A 20,174-nucleotide genomic window follows, 5' to 3' on the forward strand; every position below is an offset into this window, starting at 1 on the left:
GCGCGGGCGCCGACCTCAGCGTCCGGGAACCCGCGGGCGGGCGGCCTTCGCGAAGGGCCACCGCACCCCCGTCGCCTCTTCGCATACGCCCCACAGGCGCGCTCCGATATCCGGGTCGCGAGTGATCGCGAAAGCCGTCCGCTGACGCGGCTCTCCGCGCACCGCGAACCTCGGTCCCCAGAACTGGCCGCCCTCGACGCCCGGGTCCACGAGGGCACGCACCAGCGGCCAGGCACCGTGCTCCTTGGACTGCGTGATCGCGAACTGCAGGTTGTCGGCGAAACGGCCGAGCCGCGATGGCTCGTTCACACCGCGGATGCCGGGGGTGCGACCACTCGTGGAGTACCCCGGGTGCACGACCACGCTGGACACCGGCACCCCCGCCGCGCGCAGTCGCCGGTCGGCCTCTATTCCCAGCGCTGCGGTGGCCACCTTGGACTGCACGTACGCGCGCCACGCGGTGTACCCCTCCGCCAGCTGCGGGTCGACCGGGTCGTACTTCCACATCGCCGTCGACATGCTGCCGACCCAGACCATGCGGCCGGATGCCTCGGCCAGGGCCGAGAGCAGCTCGCCGGCGAGCGCGAAGTGTCCGAGCACGTTGGTGGCGAGCACGACCTCGTGGCCGTCGGCGGTGGTCTGCCGATCCTTCGGAGGATGAACGATCCCGGCGTTCAGAAGCAGCCCGTCCAGCGCCCCGCGGGCGCCGATCGTCGCAGCAGCGGCACGCACCGACCCGAGGTTGCTCGTATCGAGCAGGAGCGTCTCGACTCGGTCGCCGGCATCAGGCACCCGTCGCTGCACGGCGGCGCGAGCGGTCATCAGCCGGTTCGGGCTGCGACCGGTCATGAACACGCGGGCGCCCGCGCGTACGAGCTGTTCACTCGAGAAGAAGCCGAGGCCCGCGTTGGCTCCGGTCACGAGGTAGCAGCGACCGGTCAGGTCGGGGAGTCGTTCCGGGTCCCACGCCTGTGTTCGCGCCACGCGTTCGACCCTACGGGGTTTGCCGACGCATGTCGGCGCCGCGCGGGCGGAGCCGGTGGTCAGCCTTCCAGAGTCGCACCCGCCGGATAGGCTGGGAGCATGCGGACCCGAGCCGACATCGAATGCTGGCTGACCGACATGGACGGCGTTCTGGTCCACGAGAACACCCCGGTGCCTGGTGCGTCAGAGCTGCTGCAGCAGTGGCGCGACACCGGCACACCGTTCCTGGTGCTGACGAACAACTCGATCTTCACGCCGCGAGACCTGAGCGCGCGGCTCCGCGCCTCCGGGCTCTTCGTGCCCGAGGCATCCATCTGGACGTCGGCGCTGGCGACCGCGGACTTCCTGCACAGCCAGGCTCCGGGCGCGAGTGCGTTCGTGATCGGCGAGGCCGGGCTCACGACGGCGCTGCACGAGGCCGGCTTCACCATGACCGAGACCGATCCCGACTACGTCGTCGTCGGCGAGACCCGCAACTACTCGTTCGAGGCCATCACGAAGGCGATCCGCTTCATCGCCGCCGGCGCGCGCTTCATCGCGACGAACCCCGACGCGACCGGGCCGTCGGTGGACGGCGTGCTGCCCGCGACGGGTGCGATCACGGCGCTCATCACCAAGGCCATCGGCAAGGAGCCGTACATCGTCGGCAAGCCGAACCCGATGATGTTCCGGTCGGCGCTGAACCGCATCGGCGCGCACTCCGAGAACACGGGCATGATCGGCGACCGCATGGACACCGACATCGTCGCAGGCATCGAGGCCGGCCTGCACACCGTGCTGGTGCTCACCGGCATCAGCGATGCCGCCGAGATCGAGCGGTATCCGTTCCGACCCGACGAGGTGCTGCACTCGGTCGCCGACCTGCTCTGGGACGAGCCGTTCGAGACGGACCTGCCTGGATCGGATGTGCTGTGAGGCTGCGCTGATGGGAGCCCTCGACGACGGCGAGCGCGTTACGGCAGCGAATGCCACGGCCTGGCGCTCCTGGCTGGAGGAGAACCACAGCACCTCGAAGGGAGCGTGGCTCGTGCGGGCGCGCCCGGGATCGGGCGTGGAGGTCGTCGGGTACGAAGACGCGATCCTGCAGGCGCTGTGCTTCGGGTGGGTAGACGGACCGGTGCGCTCGTTCGACGAGCGGATCGGCGGACTGTGGTTCGCGCCGCGCCGCCCGTCCAGCGCGTGGGCCGCGACGAACAAAGCCCGCGTGATCCTGCTGGAGGAGCTCGGGCTCATGACAGAGCCTGGCCGGCGGGCGATCGAGGTCGCGAAGGCGAACGGCGCCTGGACCGTGCTCGACAATGCCGAGGCGCTGCGCGAACCGGACGACCTCGCCGCCGCCCTGGACGCGTCGCCGGTCGCCCGGGCCGGGTGGGATGCGTTTCCACCCTCCGCCCGCAAGATGGGCATCGCCGCGGTGGATTCCGCCCGCCGCCCCGAAACGCGCGCCGCACGCATCGCGAAGGTCGTCGCCGACTCAGCCGAAGGGAAGCGTCCGTGAGCGAGTTCGAGCAGAACCTCCTGTTCGCCGCGACTGCCATCGTCCTGGTGGGCACGCTGATCGTGTTCGTGTGGCAGTACTTCCGCAGCAACCGCAAGGACTGAGCCGGGCCGCGCGGTCGCGGCATCCGTACCCCGCCGTGGCGCGAGCACGGCGAGACGAAAGGCCCGCGGTCCGCGGCAACGCGTTTCGTCTCCTCGCTGCGCTCGTCGCTCAACGACCGGCGCGCGCGGCACCCGGTCGTTGAGCGAGCGCAGCGAGACGAAACGCCCGCCGACTACTGCGGCTGAAGCCCCAGGTCGTCGAGGTCGATCGCGGCGAGCCACTCCAGGCCCTCGGCTTCGACGGCGGCCTGCGCTCCGGTGCGACGATCGACGATGACCGCGACCGCGACGGGCTCGGCGCCCTCGCGACGCAGCGCCTCGACCGCCTTCAGCGCGGACTGCCCCGTGGTCGAGGTGTCTTCGACGACGACGACGCGCTTGCCCGCGACCTCCGCGCCCTCGACCTGGCGGCCGCGGCCGTGGTCCTTCGGCTCCTTGCGCACGACGAACGCGTCCAGCGGCGCGTCGGTGCGCGCGGACTCGTGCATCACCGCGTTCGCGATCGGGTCGGCCCCGAGCGTCAGGCCGCCGACCGCGACGATCCCGTCGACGTCGCGGATCAGATCCCGCATGATGCGCCCGATCGCGGGCGCGGCGCGGTGGTCCAGTGTCAGCTTGCGCATGTCGACGTAGTACGTGGCCTTCTTGCCGCTGGACAGGGTGAAGTCGCCGTGGAAGACCGCCTCGTCCTTGATGAGCGCGATCAGCGCCTGACGGTCGGCTTCGAGTTCTGGCGTGCTGGCGGCGGTCATCCCCCGAGTTTACGGAAGCGCGCGGAGCACGCCGGATAGCCTCGACGGGTGGAGCATCTGCCGGGCGGTTCGGGGGGCGTGTGGCGCGACGACGACCTCGAGCTCGGGCCGAGGGTGCACCGCCCGACCGGGCCGTGGACGCCGGCCGTGCACGACCTGCTCGACCACCTGACGGATGCCGGACTCGACGGCGTCCCGCGCCCCCTCGGCTTCGACTCCGATGGACGGGAAGTTCTCACTTACCTCCCCGGGCAGACCGTGGACGTCAACACGGACACCGCCCCGGATGCGGTGCTCGCCGCAGCCGCGCAATGGCTGCGCCGCTTCCACGATGCCGTCCGCGCCTACGACCCGGGCCCGCGCACCTGGCGGCAGACGGGCGCAGCGCTCGAGGCCGGGCAGCTGATCTGCCACAACGACACGGGGGCGTACAACTGGATCGTCGACGGCGACCGGTTCGCCGGCATGATCGACTGGGACCAGGCGGGGCCCGGACTGCCGCTCGACGACCTCGCCTTCCTCTGCTGGAGCGGGGTTCCGCTGTTTCGGGAGATACCGGCAGCGGATGCCGCGCGTCGAGTGGCCCTTGCGGCCGACGCGTACGGCGGGGTCGATCCGAGGCACCTGCTGGACGCCGTCGCAGACCGCATGCAGCGCGCCTCGGACCGCATCGCGGCAGGCATCCGGCGCGGCGATCCCGGGATGCTGTCGCTCCAAGCCGTCGGTGAGCCCGCGCGGACGCGCAGGCGTGTCGACGCCTTCGCGGCGCGCTTGCCCGCGCTGCACGCAGCCCTCGGAATATGAAGCGGCCGGGCAGCTCCTGCCGCCCGGCCGCTCGAGTCCGCCGCCCTACGGCAGCTGATCGCCGAATGTCCCGTAGAGCCAATCCAGGTCATCCGCGCGGTCGACGCGGTACACCCCGCCGGTTCCGGCGCACGTGCTGTTCTTGCCGAACGAGGTGACACCCGCGATCACGGTGGACGTGCCGATGAAGTTGGGCCCGCCCGAGTCGCCCGAGCACGTGCCGCCGGTGTGCGCGTTGTTCGAGAGGATCAGCGATCCGTCGCCGGTGTATCCCGTGTTGATCGAGATCAGCTTCGGAGTCGAGACCATGCGTGTCTTCAGCGCGCTGTCCTTCCACGCGGCCGCGTCGGGGAAGCTCTTCTGCAGGCCGTAGCCGACCGGCGTGAAGGTCGCGTCCTTCTTGCTGCTCTTGGTGAAGGAGTCCAGCAGATTCAGCGTCGGGAGCGTCCCGTAGGTCGGCAGGTCCACGGCCTCGGCCTCGTCGAGCTCGACGACACCGAGGTCGTGGAGGTAGAACGCCGCGTCGTCGTACTCGGGATGCGTGTACGGGGTCCCGGTCACCTCGCCGGTGTACGGGTAGTCGTAGGCCGACGGGTCGGGCTCGAGGTCGCTTTCGAACCAGATCTCGACGCTGTCCGCACCGTAGGTGCAGTGGCCGGCGGTCAAGAAGATCGTCGGCGAGATGAGCGTTCCGCTGCATCTCCAGAGCGGGTTGCCTTCCTCATCCTGGGCGACCATCAAGCCGACGTAGGGATGATCCTCTCCGTCCGGGACGCCGTCCGTGATGGCCGACGCCGGCGGCGCCGTGAGTCCGATCAGGGCGAGGGCGGCGAGGGCGGTGGTGAGCGCTTTGTGGCGCATGGGGGGACCCCTTTCTGTGGGTTGCTCGCGAGGATGGCAGAGCGGGGCATGCGCGGCAAGCGCTTGACGACCACCCCTTCGCCACGTATGCCGCTGCGGCGTCCGATGCCCGCCGTAGGCTTGTCGCCATGCGGCTTGCCACGTGGAACGTCAACTCCGTCCGTGCCCGAACCGAGCGCGTCGTCGACTTCGCCGTTCGGGAATCCATCGACGTGCTGGCGATGCAGGAAATCAAGTGCAAGGCCGAGCAGTTCCCTTACGAGCAGTTCGAGGACGCCGGTTTCCACGTCGAGGCGCACGGCTTCTCGCAGTGGAACGGCGTGGCGATCGCGAGCCGGGAGCCTCTCACCGACGTGGCATATGCCTTTCCCGGCATGCCTGCGTTCGGGACGGACGAGGCGGGCGCCGCTGCCCCGCACGAGGCCCGGGCGATCGGCGCCACGGTGGGCGGCATCCGCGTCTGGAGTCTGTACGTGCCCAACGGACGGTCGCTGGGCGATCCGCACTACTACTACAAGCTCGACTGGCTCAGCGCGCTGCGCGAGTACACGACCGATGCGCTGCAGAACGACCCGGATCTCGCGCTCGCCCTGGTCGGCGACTTCAACATCGCGCCGACGGATGCCGACAACGGCGACCCCGCCGTGGTGCCCGGCTTCTCGACCCACGTGTCCCCTCCCGAGCGCGAGGCGTTCGCGGCGCTCGAGGAGGCGGGCCTGACGGACGTCGTACGCCCGCTGGTGCCGACCGGATTCACGTACTGGGATTACAAGCGGCTGCGCTTTCCGCGCAATGAGGGCATGCGCATCGACTTCATCCTCGGCTCGCACGCCTTCGCAGGCGCCGTCGCGGGCGCGACCATCCATCGGAACGAGCGCAAGGGCAAGCTGCCGAGCGACCACGTGCCCGTCGTGGTCGACCTGGATCTCGAATCCCCCGACGAGGACGACGATCGCCCGATGATCTTCGGCTGAGCCGTCGGCTGCCGCCACTATCGGCGCGGACGCGCACTCCGATACTGTGTGGCGAACCGGCGCGACCGCGTGGCGGACCCGAAGCTGTCAGAGAGGCTCCGTCATGGCCGGTGCTCGCCCAGGAGGGGTCACCCTCGTCGCCGTTCTCGCCTGGATCTCCGGGGCCGTCAACATCATCGCCGGCGGCCTCCTGATCTTCGCGGCGATCATGGCACCCGATGCCCTGTGGTTCGGACTGGTCCAGTTCATCCTCGGCATCATCACGATCGTCGTGAGCATCGGCCTGCTCCGCGGCAGCAGCGGCGCGCGCCTCGTGGTGACGATCGTCTTCGTGCTGAACCTGATCTCGGCGCTGGTCGTGATCTTCTTCCAGCAGGCCCAGGTGTGGTCGGGCATCGTGTCGGGCGTGGTCGTGCTGATCGGCCTGGTCCTGCTGTGGACTCCCCGGGCGAATGAGTTCTTCCGTCGCTGAGCGACGTCCTCGTCAGTCCGATGCCCGGTCGTCGCTCGACATGTCCCCCGTGGCGGGCTCCCCTTCAGCCGGACCGTAGCGCAGCAGCACCGCGCCCTGCGGCGAGCTGACCGCGGGCGCCAGCAGCCTCAGGTTGCGGGGCGCGGATCCGTCGGGGAACACCTTCTTGCCCTCCCCGAGCACGATCGGATAGACCCACAGCGTCTCTCAGACGTAGCGGTCGATCAGGACGCGGAACGAGTCGAGGAACTCCTGCAGGAACTCCCCCGTGCCGGCGTCGCTGACGTTCCCGTGCCCGTCGATGAGCCCTTCCTTGTAGCGGATGTACGCTTCCGGCTGCCCCAGCACCGCCGCGCCCTGAGAGGTGAGGATCGACTTGAGGTGCGACTGGCCGACCGCGGTCGAGACGACACCCTTCGTCATTCCGATGACGGCCGTGGGCTTGTCCGGGAACGAGCTCTTGCCTTTCGGTCGCGACAGCCAGTCGATCGCGTTCTTGAGGACACCGGTGACCGACCTGTTGTACTCGGGCGAGATCAGGAGCAGGCCGTCGGCATCATCGACGGCCGTCTTGAACTCGCGCCCGACCTCCGGGTAGGTGGACTCCGATGCCATGTGCGATCCGAAGAACGGCAGGTGGTCGATGCGCACCTCCGCGAGTTCCAGCCCGGCACGGGGGCCGAGTGCGGTCAGCGCATCGCCGAGGCGGCGGTTGAGGGAGGGCTGAGACGCACTGCCCACGATCAGTGCGACGGTGCGGTGCTCGGAATAGTCGGGCATGGGGGTCCTCTCGTGTGGCGGCATCCGATTCATCGTCGGACGGATGCCGCTCCCGATCATCCCCTTGCGCGGCGCTCGCACGACCGATAACGCCTGGGCGGGTCCGCGCTCGACTCCGCCGCGCGGGGGATGCCCGACTTCGCGCTCAGCCGTAGCGTGGATCCATGTCCGAGTCGATACCTGCTCTCCCGCATCGGCGCCCGCGTCCGACGGCGCGCGAACTGCGCTCCGACGCCGTCCTTGCCGGCGCGCTCCTCCTGGGCGCGATCCTGAGTGCGGCGCTCGGCTCTGTCGCCGGTGTGTACGGCGAAGACACCGCGGATCTGACGTGGGCGCTCCTGTACGCCGTCGCGCTCACCGCGCCGCTCGCGGTGCGCCGGCGCTTCCCCGAGGTCGTCGCGGTGCTGGTGGCGCTCGCGTACTTCGTCGCGGTCTCGTTCCACATCCCCGAGATCTATGTCGGCAACATCGCCCTCTTCATCGCGATGTACACGGTCGGCGCCTGGGTCGATGACCGGCGCCGGGCCACGATCGTGCGCGTTCTCATCATCATCGGAATGTTCCTGTGGCTGCTCATCACCACGTTCCAGTCCGCGACGGCTCCGACCGACGAGGGGTTCTCCAGAGTGGGCGTCTTCTCGCCGTTCCTGGCGTTCATGCTGATCCAGTTCCTGGTGAACGCGGCGTTCTTCGGCGGTGCGTATTACATGGGCGATCGCGCGTACGCCTCCGCCATGCAGCGAGCAGCGCTCGAGGAGCGCACCGCCGAACTCGAGCGCGAACGCGAGCGCACCGCCGCGCAGGCGGTCGCCCTGGACCGGGTGCGCATCGCGCGCGAGCTGCACGACGTGGTCGCGCATCACGTCTCGGCGATGGGGGTGCAGGCGGGCGCAGCACGCGCGGTGCTGGAGCGCGACCCGGAAGCCGCACGGACGGCGCTGTTCGGCATCGAGTCGTCCGCGCGTTCGGCGCTGGCCGAGCTGCGCCAGCTTCTCGAGACGCTGCGTACGCCCTTCGGCACCGACCCCAGCGAGTCGACGGTCAGCCTCGCGGCTCTGCCCGAGCTGGTCGAGCACGCCCGCGAGAACGGCCTGCCCACGAGCCTCACGATCGTCGGCGACCCGATCGAGCTGCCCGCTCTGGTGCAGGTGAACACCTACCGCATCGCGCAGGAGGCCCTGACGAACGCGCGTCGTCATGGCGGTCCTGATGCCGCTGCCGACGTGCGGCTGCGCTACGGGCCGAACGACTTGGAGCTCGAGGTCACCAACAGCGGCCGCGGCGCGTGGCTGGACCGGCCCGGCCTCGGGATCGTCGGGATGCGGGAGCGTGCCGCCGCGTCGGGCGGCGCGCTCGAGGTCGGCCCGCGAGCGCGCGGCGGCTTCCTCGTGCGCGTGCGGATTCCGATTCCCGCAGGGGCCGAGGTTCTCGCGTGACGGGTCACCGGAATGCGAACGGACGCCGGCGGGACGGGGGACCGATCCGCGTGCTGCTGGTCGACGACCATGCGGTGATGCGCGCCGGATTCCGCATGATCCTCGAGACCGAGGACGACATCGTCGTCGCCGGCGAGGCGTCCACCGGCGTGGAGGCGGTGGACGCCGCATCCGTTCTTCGTCCGGACGTCATCTGCATGGACGTGCAGATGCCCGACATGGACGGGGTCGAAGCGACGCGACGCATCGTCGCCGACGCCGACCTGGACTCTTCGGTCGTCATCGTGACGACGTTCGACCGGGACGACTACCTGTTCCAGGCGCTGGCTGCCGGCGCGAGCGGGTTCCTGCTCAAGAACGCCGGGCCCGAAGAGCTGATCGCCGCGGTGCGGGTCGCGGCCGCAGGCGACGCGCTGCTCGCACCGGAGGTGACCAGGCGCGTCATCGAACGCTTCGCCGGGGTCGGTGGGCAAACGCGCACCGGGGCGCGAGGCGAGCCCTCACCGCAGAGCGACTCACGCGCAGCGCGCGAACCCGAGTTCACCGACCGCGAGGCGGAAGTGCTGCACCTGGTCGCGCAGGCGATGAGCAACGCCGAGATCGCGCGGCGTCTGTTCATCGGCGAGGCGACGGTCAAGACCCATGTCTCGAACGTGCTCCAGAAGCTCGGTGCGCGTGATCGCGTCGCCGCCGTCGTCTACGCGCACCGCCACGGCCTGGCCTGACCGGAGCGCGCTCCGTCTCGGTCGTTGAGCGAGCGAAGCGAGACGAAACGCGCCCCCGGAGCGACTACGCCGCGACGGTGAGCCGCTCGGGCGCGTACCGGTCGACGAGCCCGCCGAACGCCTCGAGGTAGCCGACGAGGAATGCCGCGGTGGAGTCGTCGGTGACCTCGCCGTCGTCCGCGAACAGGCCGGGGGTCGTCTGCACGTACCCCTCCGGCTGACCGAGGGTCGGCGCGTTCATGTGGCTGAGGATCGCCTTGAGGTGCTGCTGGGCGGCCGCGGTCGCGATGCCGCCGCCGGAGGTGCCGATGACCGCAGTCGGCTTGCCGTTGAACGATCCCTGGCCGTAGGGCCGGACCGACCAGTCGAGGGCGTTCTTGAGCACACCCGGAATCGACCGGCTGTACTCGGGAGTCACGATGATGACGCCGTCGACCTCGGCCAGAGCCGCCTTGAAGTCACGAGCGGCCTGGGGGAAGGCGCCGTCGTGGTCGGGCGAGTAGAAGGGGAGGTCCGCGATCGGGATCTCGACGAGGGTCGTCCCCTCGGGTGCAAGGCGCTCGAGCGACTTCGCCAGCCGGCGGTTGATGGATGTGCTCGACAGGCTTCCGACGATGTAGCCGATGGTGCGGTTGGTCATGACATTCCTTCAGACAGGGTGGACCCGCGGCGCGGGGGCCACCGTGGACATTCCATTCACGTGAAAGGAATTGCAAGGACGATCTATTCCCGCGAATAAATCATGATGAAGAAATCGCAGTCTCCCCCGCGTGACGGATGCCGCACCCTCGACAACCCGCCTGCCGGGGGATGCCTCGTGCCGGCAGCATCCGTAGCGTTCTGAACACCGACGAAGGAGACAGGATGCTGCAGCTCAGAGGGATCACGAAGAGTTACGGCGGGAGGCGCGTGCTGGACGACGTGTCGTTCGACGTGCGACCCGGCCGCCTCACGGGATTCGTAGGCGGCAACGGAGCGGGGAAGACCACGACGATGCGCATCGTGCTGGGTGTGCTCGCCGACGACGGGGGTTCGGTCACGCTCGAAGGGGCCGAGGTCACGGCGGCGGAGCGGCGCCGCTTCGGATACATGCCCGAGGAGCGCGGCCTGTACCCGAAGATGAAGGTGCTCGAGCAGATCGTCTACCTGGCCCGACTGCACGGGTACTCGAAGACCGAGGCCACGGCCCGCGGCCGCGCCCTGCTCGAGCAGCTCGGCCTGGGCGAGCGCCTCGATGACAATGTCGAGACGCTGTCGCTGGGCAACCAGCAGCGTGCGCAGATCGCGGCAGCACTCGTGCACGAGCCGCAGGTGCTCATCCTCGACGAGCCGTTCTCAGGCCTGGACCCGCTCGCCGTGGACGTCGTCGCCGGCGTGCTGCAGGAGCGCGCGGCGCGGGGAGCGGCGGTGCTGTTCTCGTCGCACCAGCTCGACGTCGTCGAGCGCCTGTGCGACGAGCTGGTCATCATCGCCGGCGGCAAGATCCGCGCCGCCGGTTCGCGCGACGCTCTGCGCGCGGAGCACTCGACCCGCCGTTACGAGCTCATCTCCGCCAGCGACGCCGGCTGGCTCCGCGACGAACCCGGGGTGGACGTCCTGGACTTCGACGGCGGCTACGCCCTGTTCGAGGCCGACGGGGAGGAGACGGCTCAGCGCGTACTACGCCGGGCCGTCGCCCATGGCGACGTCGCGAGCTTCGCGCCGCAGCATCCGACTCTCGCCCAGATCTTCAAGGAGGTCATCCAGTGACTCTTTCCGACACCACTCCGAGCTCCCGCCGAGGTCTGCACAGCGACGCGCCGAGCGCGCCGACGACCGCGCAGAGCATCTGGCTCGTCGCCGAGCGCGAGATCGGCTCGAAGCTGCGCAGCAAGGCCTTCGTGATCTCCACCGTGATCCTGTTCCTCGGAGCCCTCGCCCTGGTCATCTGGGGCGGCATCTCGGCCGGCAACGACTCGGGCACGCCGGTCGCGGTGACCAGCGACGCCGCGCAGTACGTCCCCGACGGATCGACCCTCGACGTCACGGATGTCGCCGACCGCGCCGAAGCAGAGCAGCTCGTGACGGACGGTGACGTGGACGCTGCGATCGTGGCCGACCCTTCCTCGCCGGTCGGATTCAGCGTCATCGCCGAATCCGACGCCCCGACGCAGCTGCTGCTCACCCTGGCGCAGGTGCCGCCGGTCGAGCTTCTGGACCCCGACCCGACGAACGAGGCGCTGCGCTATCTGGTCGCGATCGGCTTCGGGGTGGTGTTCCTCCTGGCAGCATCGCTGTTCGGCGGAACGATCGCGCAGAGCGTCGTGGAGGAGAAGCAGACCCGCGTGGTCGAACTGCTCATCTCCGCGATACCGACGCGGGCGCTGCTGGCCGGCAAGGTCGTCGGCAACACCATCCTCGCGATGGGGCAGATCCTTGTGCTCGCCGCGGTCGCGATCATCGGGCTGACCGTCACGGGCCAGGGTGAGATCCTGCAGGGTCTCGGCGCGCCGATCGCGTGGTTCGCGGTGTTCTTCTTCTTCGGCTTCATCCTGCTGGCGTCGCTGTTCGCGGCCGCGGCGGCGATGGTGTCGCGCCAGGAGGACATCGGCTCGACCACCACACCGCTCACGATGCTGGTGATGGCGCCGTACTTCCTGGTCATCTTCTTCAACGACAACCCGACGGTGCTGGCGATCATGTCTTACGTCCCGTTCTCGGCGCCCGTGGGGATGCCGATGCGGCTGTACCTCGGCGAAGCGCAGTGGTGGGAGCCGATCCTGTCGCTCGCGATCCTGATCGCCACCTGCGTCGCCGCGATCCTGATCGGTGCGAAGATCTACGAGAACTCGCTGCTGCGCATGGGGGCACGCGTGAAGCTGCGGGAGGCGCTGCGCGGCTGACCGCGCGGTGCGGACGGATGCCTCGGCCCGCGGGTCGAGGCATCCGTTGCGTCGCCCGACCGTCACCCGGATTAGTGTGACGACATGACTGCCCACACCACGCTGATCGTGCTCGGCGCCTCCGGTGACCTGACGGCGCGGCTGCTCATGCCGGCGCTCGGCCAGCTGCTCACCCGAGAGCCCGGCCGCGGCATCCGCCTGATCGGCGCCGGCATGGACGACTGGGACGACGCGCGCTGGCGTGACGTGGTCCGCGCATCGTTCGAGACGGTGGATGCCTCCGGTCCCGCCGTCGACGCGGTCCTGGCCGGGACGAGCTACCGGCAGGCGGACATCACCGACCCCGCCGACCTCACCGCGCTGCTGGCCGAGTCGGAGTCGGCGGATGCGGACAGCCGTGCGGCGTTCTACTTCGCAGTCCCGCCCGCGATCGCGGCGAAGGCATGCGTCGCCCTCGAGCAGGTCGACCTGCCCGAGGGGCTGATCCTCGCCCTCGAGAAGCCCTTCGGCACGGATGAGGAGAGCGCCAGAGCACTCAACGCTCAGCTTGCAAAGCTCGTCCCCGAAGAGCAGGTGCACCGCATCGACCACTTCCTCGGTCGCTCCACCGTGCTGAATGTTCTCGGTGTGCGCTTCACCAACCGGGTGTTCGAGCCGGTCTGGTCCTCCGAGCACGTCGAGTCGGTCGTCATCCGATACGACGAGGCCCTCGGACTGGAAGGCCGGGCCGGCTACTACGACCGCGCCGGCGCGCTGATCGACATGATCCAGAGCCACCTGCTGCAGGTGCTCGCCGTGATCGCGATGGATCCGCCGTCGACTCTCGGCGCCGTCGACTTCCGCGATGCGAAGGGCATGGTGCTGCGGGCCACCAGCGTGTGGGATGGCGATCCGGTGGCGTCGTCACGCCGTGCCCGCTATGCGGCCGGAAGCGTCGACGGCCGGACGCTCCCCGCATACGCGGACGAGCCGGCAGTCGAGCCGTCGCTGCAGACCGAGACTCTCGCCGAGATGACGGTCGGCATTGCGACGGTGCGCTGGGAAGGCGTGCCGTTCACGCTCCGGTCGGGTAAGGCGCTCGGCGACCGCCGCAGCGAGATCGTCATCACGTTCAAGCCCGTCTCGCATCTTCCGAGCGGGTTCACCGGCTCCGCCGACCGCTCGGTGCTGCGCCTGACCCTCGGGCCCGACCGCATGGCCCTCGAGGTCAACCTCAACGGACCCGGCGATCCCTTCCACCTCGAGCGCGCCTCGCTGGAAGCGGAGTTCGGCGAAGGCGAGCTGCTGGCGTACGCCGAGGTGCTGCAGGGCATCCTCGACGGCGATCCCACCCTGTCGGTGCGCGGCGACACGGCCGAGCAGTGCTGGCGCATCGTGCAGCCGGTGCTCGACGCATGGCACAGCGGCCTCGTCCCGCTGGACGAGTACCCGGCGGGGACTCCGGGACCGACCTCTTGGCCGGCGCTCTGACGTTCGCGCCGCGCCGGGGCGGTCCTGTCCGGGCCTGAGGCGCGCCGCGAAGCTCAGTCGGCCTTGAGTACCGACAGCACGTTTCCGGCCGGATCGCGGAACCACGCGATGTCGGGACCGTCGCCGCGCGAGATCCCCTTCTCGTCGCCGCCGAACTCGGGATCGTCGTAGATCTTCGTCACGACACCGCGTGCGTTCAGCTCGTCGACCGCCGCTTCGACGTCGTCCACCGGGAAGTTCAGGATGGTGAAGCCGGCCGGCTCGTGGTCGGCTTTCGGATAAGCGATGACGTGAGCCCCCGACCCGAGGGCGATATCGAGGATGCCCATGTCGCCCAGCTCGACGGTGAGACCGAGCGTGTCGGCGTAGAAGGCGCGGGCGGCGTCGATGTCGTTCACGGCGAAGCCGCTGAAGGCGGCGGATTTCGAGAGCATCAGCATCTCCTGGGTCGTCGGAAGTGAGGCTCCCAGCATCCGCCCGGACGTCGGGTCTCGTCCAGTGCCTTCTCGACGAGGGCAGGAACGGACGGGTTCGGCGCCTCAGTGCGCGGCCGGCGGGTTGAGGTCGGGGTGCACCGCGGTGAAGAGCGAGTACGGCTCCCCGTCCGGGTCGGGCCCGCGCTCCTTGAACTCGTTGATCACTTCGTACAGGCGCAGTGCGAGCTCCTCTCTGTGGGCCTCGTTGATCTTCAGGCCGAGCCAGGTCGTGTCGACGTCGTCCGGCGGCAGGCCGGCAATCTGCTGCAGGAACGTCTCGACCATGACGAGCGATCCCCCCGGCATCGACGTGCGCCACGACAGACCCGTGGCCCGGTAGGGCACCTCTCGTGCGCCGTGGGCTCCGGCGCGGTCCGGTTCCGCAGCGAGGAAGCCGGTCTGCACGAGCGTGCGCACATGATGCAGCATTGTGCCGGGGTTGACGCCGAGCAACTCGGCGAGCTCCTTGTTCGTCCTCGATTCGAACGCGCACAGCCGCAGCACGCGCAACCGCGTGGCCGAGCTGAGCGCGCGGATGCGGGCGCGCGCCGCGGGATCCTCCTCGCTGAGGACGATCCGCTCTTCGGTCACGCTTCGACTCTAGGACAGTGATTGACAATCATCAATCAGTGTCTAAGACTGATTGACATGTCCCAATCGGACGATTCGGATGCCGCAGACGACGAGCTCCTCCTCGAAGCGCGGGCTGAGACGTCCCGGCCCGGCGGTCTCGCAGGCCCGGTCGCCGAGTCGAGCGACGAAGACGGCATCGGGGCGCGGACCTCGCCGCCCGCGGAGACCGGGAACCGCCAGAGGTCACTGTGGCACGACGGCAACTTCCTGACGATCTGGAGCGGGCAGGCCTTCAGCCAGTTCGGGTCTCAGATTCAGGAGCTCGCGATCCCGGTGCTGGCCGTCCTCGTGCTCGGCGCGAGCGAGCTGCAGGTCGGCATGCTCAACGCCGCCGGCCTCGCGGCGTTCCTGGTGGTCGGACTGCCGGCCGGCGCCTGGATCGACCGGATGCGCAAGCGACACGTGATGATCTGGGCGGATGCGGTCCGAGCCGTCGCGCTGGGAGCCCTTCCCCTCCTCTGGTGGCTCGGCGCCCTGCAGATGTGGCACCTGTACGCCGTGGCGCTGGTCGTGGGCATCGCGACGGTCTTCTTCGACGTGTCGTATCAGAGCATCATCCCTTCACTGGTGCAGCCGACGCAGATCGCGGAGGCCAACGGCAAGCTGCAGGCGACGTACGAACTGGCGAACATCGCCGGTCCGGGGATCGGCGGATGGATGGTCGGCGTGCTCACCGCACCACTCGCGTTGCTCGCCACGGTGGGCACCTATCTGATCTCGTTCGTCGCGCTCCTGTTCACGCGCGACCACGAGCCTGCGCGTGCTCCCGATGACCGTGCGCCGATCTTCTCGGAGATCTGGGAAGGGCTGCGCTTCGTCTTCACAGAGAAGCTGCTGCGCCGGATCGTCGGCACCACCGGGACGTCGAACTTCTTCAACACGCTGTCGATGACGATGCTGCCGGTCTTCGTCCTGCGTGAGCTCGGTCTCAGCCCGGCCGCGATGGGGGTGATCTTCTCCCTCGGCGCCGTCGGCGGACTCCTCGGCGCGTTGGCGACGCCCCACATCGTGCGGGGGATCGGCGAGGCGCGGTCGATTCCGATCAGCTCGATCGGGTTCAGCATCGTCGGCCTGTTCCTGCCGCTCGCCGCGATGGTTCCCTCGATCGCGTTCCCGCTGCTGGTCGCGCAGGGCTTCGTCGTGAGCTTCGCGGTTCTGCTCTACAACATCACGCAGGTCACGTTCCGTCAGCGGATCACACCGCCGCGTCTGCTGGGCCGGATGAACGCGTCCGTGCGGTTCGTGGTCTGGGGTGTGATGCCGATCGCGGCGCTGCTGTCCGGCGTGCTCGGGACTTCGCTCGGCGTGGTGGAGACCATGTGGATCGGTGCGCTCGGCCAGCTCGTCTCGGCTCTCTTCGTCGTCACCGGCCCGTTCTGGCGGATGCGCGACCTGCCCGATGCTGCGACCGCCCGTCCGGGCTGACCCGGGAATGCGCCGCACGGATCGCAAGTTCTTCGCCATGAGCGCCGACTGCGGCTTATCGTGAAGCATGACCGCACGCATCCTGTCGATCGGCACCGCGACACCGCCGACGACGATCTCGCAGGATCGCATCCGTGACTTCTTCGCCTCCCAACCCGACTGCGACCGGCTCACGCAGCGTCTTATCCGCGCAACGTTCGACGCCGCGCAGATCGAGCGCCGGCACACGGTGCTCGCCGAGCTGGGTGAAGCCGGAGGAGACGGCATCTTCGTCGACGAGTCCGGCGCACTCCGCTCTCCCGGCACCGCGCTGCGCAACGCCGAGTACGTCCGCCTCGCGCCCGAACTCTCACGCCAGGCCGCCCAGGCGGCACTGGACGAGGCCGGGATGGCGGCATCCCAGATCACGCACGTGGTCACCGTCTCGTGCACCGGATGCTTCGCCCCCGGGCCCGACTTCCGGATCGTCCGCGATCTGGGTCTCGCCGACACCACCGAGCGCTACCACCTGGGCTTCATCGGGTGTGCCGCGGCGTTCCCCGGCCTGCGTGCCGCGGAGCGGTTCTGCGCGGCGCAGCCGGACGCCGTCGTCCTCGTGGTCGCGACGGAGCTGTGCAGCCTGCACATCCGCCCGAGCGCGTCGCCCGACCAGATCCTCTCCTCGTCGGTCTTCGCCGACGGCTCCGCCGCCGCCGTCATCACCGCCGATGCCGGCGACCGGCCGGGGCTCGATCTGGAGCGCTTCGGCACCGCCCTCACGAGCGAGGGCGAGGAGGACATGGCCTGGACGATCGGAGACGACGGATTCGAGATGGTCCTCACCGGCGCGGTGCCGCGGATCATCGGGCGGGAGATCCGCGGCGCGGTCGACCGGTTCCTCGACGGGGCGGTTCCCACGGCGTGGGCCGTGCATCCCGGCGGGCGCAGCATCCTCGACCGGGTGGAGTCAGGCCTCGAACTCGGTCCCGACGCCCTGCGCTCGTCGCGCGAGGTGCTCAGGGACTACGGGAACATGTCGAGCGCGACCGTTCTGTTCATCCTGCGGGCGATGCTGCACGACGATTCGGTCGCCTCGGGGGCGACGATCGCCGGCCTTGCGTTCGGGCCCGGGTTGACCGTCGAATCGGCCCTGCTCACCAAACGCACCACGGCCGTCGCTCCCGCCTCGGCCGACGATCGACACCTGGCAGTTGCAGGGTGAGCCTGGCCCAACGCGACGACGCCCTCCGCGAGCTGATGGACGACCCGTCGTGCGATCCGGAGAGGCTGCGCGCCACGCTGCGCCGGTTCGAGACCATCAACCGGCTCGTGTCGCGATGGGGCCCCGTCTACCGCTCGCGCATCCGACCCTTCCTCGCGGCACTCGACCGGCCCGCCCGGGTGCTGGACCTCGGCTGCGGCGGCGGCGACGTGATCGCTCAGTTGGCGGCCCGCGCCCAGCGCGACGGCTTCGACGTGGAGTGGGTCGGCGTGGACCCCGACCCGCGCGCGCTCGAGGTGGCGCTGACGCGTCCGGCCCCACCGCGAACGACGTTCCGGTGCGCCGACGGCGCGGACGTGCTCGCCGACGGCGAGCGATTCGACCTGGTGATGTCCAATCACGTCGTGCACCATCTCACGCCGACCGAGCTGAGCGAGTTCGTCGAGCAGTCGCGGAGGCTGTCGCGCGGCATCGTGCTGCACAGCGACATCGAACGAGGACGTCTGGCGTACGTCCTGTACGCGATCGGGGTCACGCCCTTCGCACCGGGGACGTTCCTGCGCACCGACGGCCTGCGGTCCATCCGACGCAGCTATCTCTCGACCGAGCTCGCCGACGCGCTCGGTGCGCCATGGCACGTCGAGAAGGCCGCGCGGTTCCGCATCCTCGCCGTCGCGCCCGGCATCGCCGGTGACTGACGTCGTCATCGTCGGCGCCGGACCGGTCGGCACACTGCTGGCCGCCGAACTCGCCCGGCGCGGTGTCGATGTGCGCCTGCTGGAGCGCCGCGCAGCTCCGGGTGCCGGCACCCGGGCAATCGGCGTGCACGCGCCGGTGCTCGCCGCGCTGGAGCCGTCCGGGATCACCGAACGCCTCCTCGACCGTGCCCAGCGCGTGCCGCGGGGCGAAGCGCGCGCCGGCGAGCGCGTGCTCGGGATCGTGCGCTTCGACCGGCTCTCGACTCGGTTCCCGTTCGTGGCGACGCTGCCTCAGGCCGAGACCGAGATGGTGCTCGCGGGGATCGCGCCCGAGCCGGAGCGCGGCGCGGAGGTCACCGGCGTCGTGCCTCGCGAGACGGCGGTGGAACTGCGCGTCGGTCGGGCGGGTGGAGCGCGCGACGAGCTCACCGCGCCGCTCGTCGTTCTCGCGGGCGGCTGGACGGCACGCGCGCTGGTCTACCGCGACGGGCGGGTCCCGACCACGGTGTATCCCGACCGCTACCTCATGTCCGATGTGCCCGTCGTCGCCCGGGCGGACTCCGACACCGCGATCGTGAACCTCGCTCCGGGCGGCGTGCTTGAGTCGTTCCCGCTTCCCGGGTCGGTGCGCCGGGTCGTGGCATGGGATGCCGCTTCCGACCCCGAAGTCGATGAGGCGTCCGTGCGGGTCCGGCGGCTGCAGGCCGCGCTGCGCGCCCGGGGCGAAGCATCCGTCGCCGACGCGGTCGTCACGGCGAGCGCCTTCGGCGTGCGACGCGTGCTGGCGCCGCAGCTGCGGCGCGGACGCCTGTTCGTCATCGGCGACGCGGCCCACGAGGTCAGCCCGATCGGCGGGCAGGGCATGAACCTGGGCCTCCTCGACGCCGTCGGGCTCGCACCCCTGTTGGCCCGCTGGGTGCGCGAGGGGACGGCGCCAGAGGCCGAGCTCGCGGCGTGGGAGCGGCGGCGGGTGCACTCGGCCGTGCGGGCGGGGCGGCTCGCCGCCGCCAACACGGTGCTGGGGCGTCCGCGGCGCGGAGTCGCCGACCTGGCCCGACGCGGGCTGGTGCGCACGATGCTCACGCCTCCGCTGGACCGCGGGTTCGCCTGGGCGTACGCGATGGGCCTCGACGCCGGGCCCTGAGCCTGAGCCCCTCCTCCCTTGCCGCGAGGGTGCATCCGCACGGCGGGACCGCGGGGTCCACCCGCTGGTTCGACGTGCGGTTGCAGTCTCGCGGCCTCGGTCGAGAGAGCTCAGGCTACGAGGGCTTGCCCCGTGGCGGCGAGCTGCACGCACAGCAGCAGCGACGCGAGCATGACGAGCCGGAACACCCACCGCCCCGGCGGACGCACGAGCGCGAGCACGAGACCGGCGATCGCAATGGCCACCACCCCCGCGAAGATCACGACGCTCGCTGGCGCGAGGCCCGCCTCGGATGCCGGACCGACCAGCACCGCGACGGCTCCGGCCAGCAGTGCGACGGTCGCCACGACCGCCGAGACGCGTCGGCCGAGGCGGTGCGGGAGCCCCCGCACCCCGGTGCGGGCATCGTCCTCGAGGTCGGGCAGCACGTTGGTGAGGTGCACCGCGACCCCGAGAGCCGCGCCGGCGATCCACGCCCACCCGGCGGCGACGCGCGGATCGGCGGCCGACAGCGTCACGAGAGACGGGAGCAGCCCGAAGCTCACGATGAACGGCAGCACCGACACCGGCGTCGACTTCAGCCCCGCGTTGTACGACCACGCGGAGGCGAGCGCGACCAGGTGGGCGAGCCCCATCGCCCAGCTCAGCACGAACGACAGGACGAGCGAGAGGACGAGACAGACGGATGCCGCCACCCACGCCGCGCGCAGCGAGACGTCACCGCGGGCGAGCGGCTTGTCGGCTCGTCCGGTCACACGATCGCGGGGGGCATCGATCGCGTCGTTGGAGATGCCGACCGACAGCTGCCCGAGGAGGATCGCCAGGCCGAGCACCGCGATGCGCCAGGGCTCGAGG

23 protein-coding genes are annotated in these 20,174 nt (G+C 70.1%); 14 read left to right on the forward strand and 9 right to left on the reverse strand.

The features are described 5' to 3' along the window. Positions 1–15: 15 nt before the first annotated feature. The gene (locus tag VFX99_RS16755; RefSeq protein ID WP_329667426.1) at positions 16–984 is read right to left on the reverse strand and encodes an SDR family NAD(P)-dependent oxidoreductase; all 969 of its coding nucleotides are present in this window, start codon (positions 982–984) and stop codon (positions 16–18) included. A gap of 99 nt (positions 985–1,083) precedes the next feature. On the opposite strand from VFX99_RS16755, the gene VFX99_RS16760 reads away from it, so the two are divergent. Next, entirely contained in the window at positions 1,084–1,899 is an 816-nt protein-coding gene (locus tag VFX99_RS16760; RefSeq protein ID WP_329667427.1) for an HAD-IIA family hydrolase, read from the forward strand. Between the two features lie 10 nt (positions 1,900–1,909). After that, the gene (locus VFX99_RS16765; protein WP_329667428.1) at positions 1,910–2,482 is read left to right on the forward strand and encodes a YdeI/OmpD-associated family protein; all 573 of its coding nucleotides are present in this window, start codon (positions 1,910–1,912) and stop codon (positions 2,480–2,482) included. 277 nt (positions 2,483–2,759) lie between these two features. Here the strand turns inward: VFX99_RS16765 and pyrE are convergent, their stop codons facing one another. Beyond that, entirely contained in the window at positions 2,760–3,338 is a 579-nt protein-coding gene (gene pyrE / locus VFX99_RS16770) for an orotate phosphoribosyltransferase (protein WP_329667429.1), read from the reverse strand. 48 nt (positions 3,339–3,386) lie between these two features. Here pyrE and VFX99_RS16775 point away from each other — a divergent pair, with 48 nt between their 5' ends. Further along, positions 3,387–4,142, forward strand: a complete 756-nt coding sequence (locus VFX99_RS16775) for a phosphotransferase (protein ID WP_329667430.1) — start codon at positions 3,387–3,389, stop codon at positions 4,140–4,142. Positions 4,143–4,187: 45 nt separating this feature from the next. On the opposite strand, the gene VFX99_RS16780 is transcribed toward VFX99_RS16775, so the two are convergent. Beyond that, on the reverse strand, positions 4,188–5,003 hold the full coding sequence (locus tag VFX99_RS16780) for a S1 family peptidase (protein WP_329667431.1): 816 nt from the start codon (positions 5,001–5,003) through the stop codon (positions 4,188–4,190). A gap of 128 nt (positions 5,004–5,131) precedes the next feature. Between VFX99_RS16780 and VFX99_RS16785 the strand changes: the two genes are divergently transcribed. Further along, the gene (locus VFX99_RS16785) at positions 5,132–5,977 is read left to right on the forward strand and encodes an exodeoxyribonuclease III (RefSeq protein WP_329667432.1); all 846 of its coding nucleotides are present in this window, start codon (positions 5,132–5,134) and stop codon (positions 5,975–5,977) included. A 103-nt stretch (positions 5,978–6,080) separates the two neighbouring features. Further along, entirely contained in the window at positions 6,081–6,449 is a 369-nt protein-coding gene (locus tag VFX99_RS16790) for a hypothetical protein (protein WP_329667433.1), read from the forward strand. Between the two features lie 12 nt (positions 6,450–6,461). Here the strand turns inward: VFX99_RS16790 and VFX99_RS16795 are convergent, their stop codons facing one another. Further along, positions 6,462–6,632: a hypothetical protein gene (locus VFX99_RS16795; RefSeq protein WP_329667434.1), complete on the reverse strand. Its 171-nt coding sequence runs from the start codon at positions 6,630–6,632 to the stop codon at positions 6,462–6,464. A 24-nt stretch (positions 6,633–6,656) separates the two neighbouring features. Then, entirely contained in the window at positions 6,657–7,229 is a 573-nt protein-coding gene (locus VFX99_RS16800) for an NAD(P)H-dependent oxidoreductase (protein ID WP_329667435.1), read from the reverse strand. 164 nt (positions 7,230–7,393) lie between these two features. Here VFX99_RS16800 and VFX99_RS16805 point away from each other — a divergent pair, with 164 nt between their 5' ends. Beyond that, complete coding sequence (locus VFX99_RS16805) at positions 7,394–8,665, forward strand: sensor histidine kinase (RefSeq protein WP_329667436.1); 1,272 nt, start codon at positions 7,394–7,396, stop codon at positions 8,663–8,665. A 77-nt stretch (positions 8,666–8,742) separates the two neighbouring features. Further along, on the forward strand, positions 8,743–9,390 hold the full coding sequence (locus VFX99_RS16810; protein WP_414684420.1) for a response regulator: 648 nt from the start codon (positions 8,743–8,745) through the stop codon (positions 9,388–9,390). Positions 9,391–9,454: 64 nt separating this feature from the next. Here VFX99_RS16810 and VFX99_RS16815 read toward each other — a convergent pair whose 3' ends face one another. Further along, on the reverse strand, positions 9,455–10,030 hold the full coding sequence (locus VFX99_RS16815; protein ID WP_329667438.1) for an NADPH-dependent FMN reductase: 576 nt from the start codon (positions 10,028–10,030) through the stop codon (positions 9,455–9,457). 224 nt (positions 10,031–10,254) lie between these two features. On the opposite strand from VFX99_RS16815, the gene VFX99_RS16820 reads away from it, so the two are divergent. The 3 genes from VFX99_RS16820 to VFX99_RS16830 all read left to right on the forward strand — a co-directional run bounded on the left by VFX99_RS16820 (position 10,255) and on the right by VFX99_RS16830 (position 13,742). Further along, entirely contained in the window at positions 10,255–11,139 is an 885-nt protein-coding gene (locus VFX99_RS16820; RefSeq protein WP_329667439.1) for an ABC transporter ATP-binding protein, read from the forward strand. Between the two features lie 35 nt (positions 11,140–11,174). Next, positions 11,175–12,272 (forward strand): ABC transporter permease, encoded by a 1,098-nt coding sequence (locus VFX99_RS16825; RefSeq protein WP_329667450.1) that lies wholly within the window; start codon positions 11,175–11,177, stop codon positions 12,270–12,272. Positions 12,273–12,356: 84 nt separating this feature from the next. Then, positions 12,357–13,742: a glucose-6-phosphate dehydrogenase gene (locus VFX99_RS16830; protein WP_329667440.1), complete on the forward strand. Its 1,386-nt coding sequence runs from the start codon at positions 12,357–12,359 to the stop codon at positions 13,740–13,742. A gap of 53 nt (positions 13,743–13,795) precedes the next feature. On the opposite strand, the gene VFX99_RS16835 is transcribed toward VFX99_RS16830, so the two are convergent. Together VFX99_RS16835 and VFX99_RS16840 are read right to left on the reverse strand one after the other, a co-directional pair. Then, positions 13,796–14,176: a VOC family protein gene (locus VFX99_RS16835; RefSeq protein WP_329667441.1), complete on the reverse strand. Its 381-nt coding sequence runs from the start codon at positions 14,174–14,176 to the stop codon at positions 13,796–13,798. A gap of 105 nt (positions 14,177–14,281) precedes the next feature. Next, on the reverse strand, positions 14,282–14,809 hold the full coding sequence (locus tag VFX99_RS16840) for a helix-turn-helix domain-containing protein (RefSeq protein ID WP_329667442.1): 528 nt from the start codon (positions 14,807–14,809) through the stop codon (positions 14,282–14,284). Between the two features lie 57 nt (positions 14,810–14,866). Between VFX99_RS16840 and VFX99_RS16845 the strand changes: the two genes are divergently transcribed. The 4 genes from VFX99_RS16845 (at position 14,867) to VFX99_RS16860 (ending at position 19,319) form a co-directional block, all read left to right on the forward strand. Then, the gene (locus VFX99_RS16845; RefSeq protein ID WP_329667443.1) at positions 14,867–16,276 is read left to right on the forward strand and encodes an MFS transporter; all 1,410 of its coding nucleotides are present in this window, start codon (positions 14,867–14,869) and stop codon (positions 16,274–16,276) included. Between the two features lie 67 nt (positions 16,277–16,343). Further along, entirely contained in the window at positions 16,344–17,477 is a 1,134-nt protein-coding gene (locus VFX99_RS16850) for a type III polyketide synthase (RefSeq protein ID WP_329667444.1), read from the forward strand. After that, complete coding sequence (locus VFX99_RS16855; RefSeq protein ID WP_329667445.1) at positions 17,474–18,175, forward strand: methyltransferase domain-containing protein; 702 nt, start codon at positions 17,474–17,476, stop codon at positions 18,173–18,175. Before VFX99_RS16850 ends, VFX99_RS16855 begins: the two co-directional genes overlap by 4 nt. Next, positions 18,168–19,319, forward strand: a complete 1,152-nt coding sequence (locus VFX99_RS16860; protein ID WP_329667446.1) for an NAD(P)/FAD-dependent oxidoreductase — start codon at positions 18,168–18,170, stop codon at positions 19,317–19,319. The genes VFX99_RS16855 and VFX99_RS16860 overlap by 8 nt, the downstream gene beginning before the upstream one ends. Before the next feature lie 110 nt (positions 19,320–19,429). Here VFX99_RS16860 and VFX99_RS16865 read toward each other — a convergent pair. Continuing rightward, positions 19,430–20,174, reverse strand: a 745-nt coding sequence (locus VFX99_RS16865; protein ID WP_329667447.1) for a UbiA family prenyltransferase, incomplete at its 5' end; no start/stop codon positions are given.

Source organism: Microbacterium sp. (genome assembly GCF_036277215.1).
GTDB lineage: Bacteria > Actinomycetota > Actinomycetes > Actinomycetales > Microbacteriaceae > Microbacterium.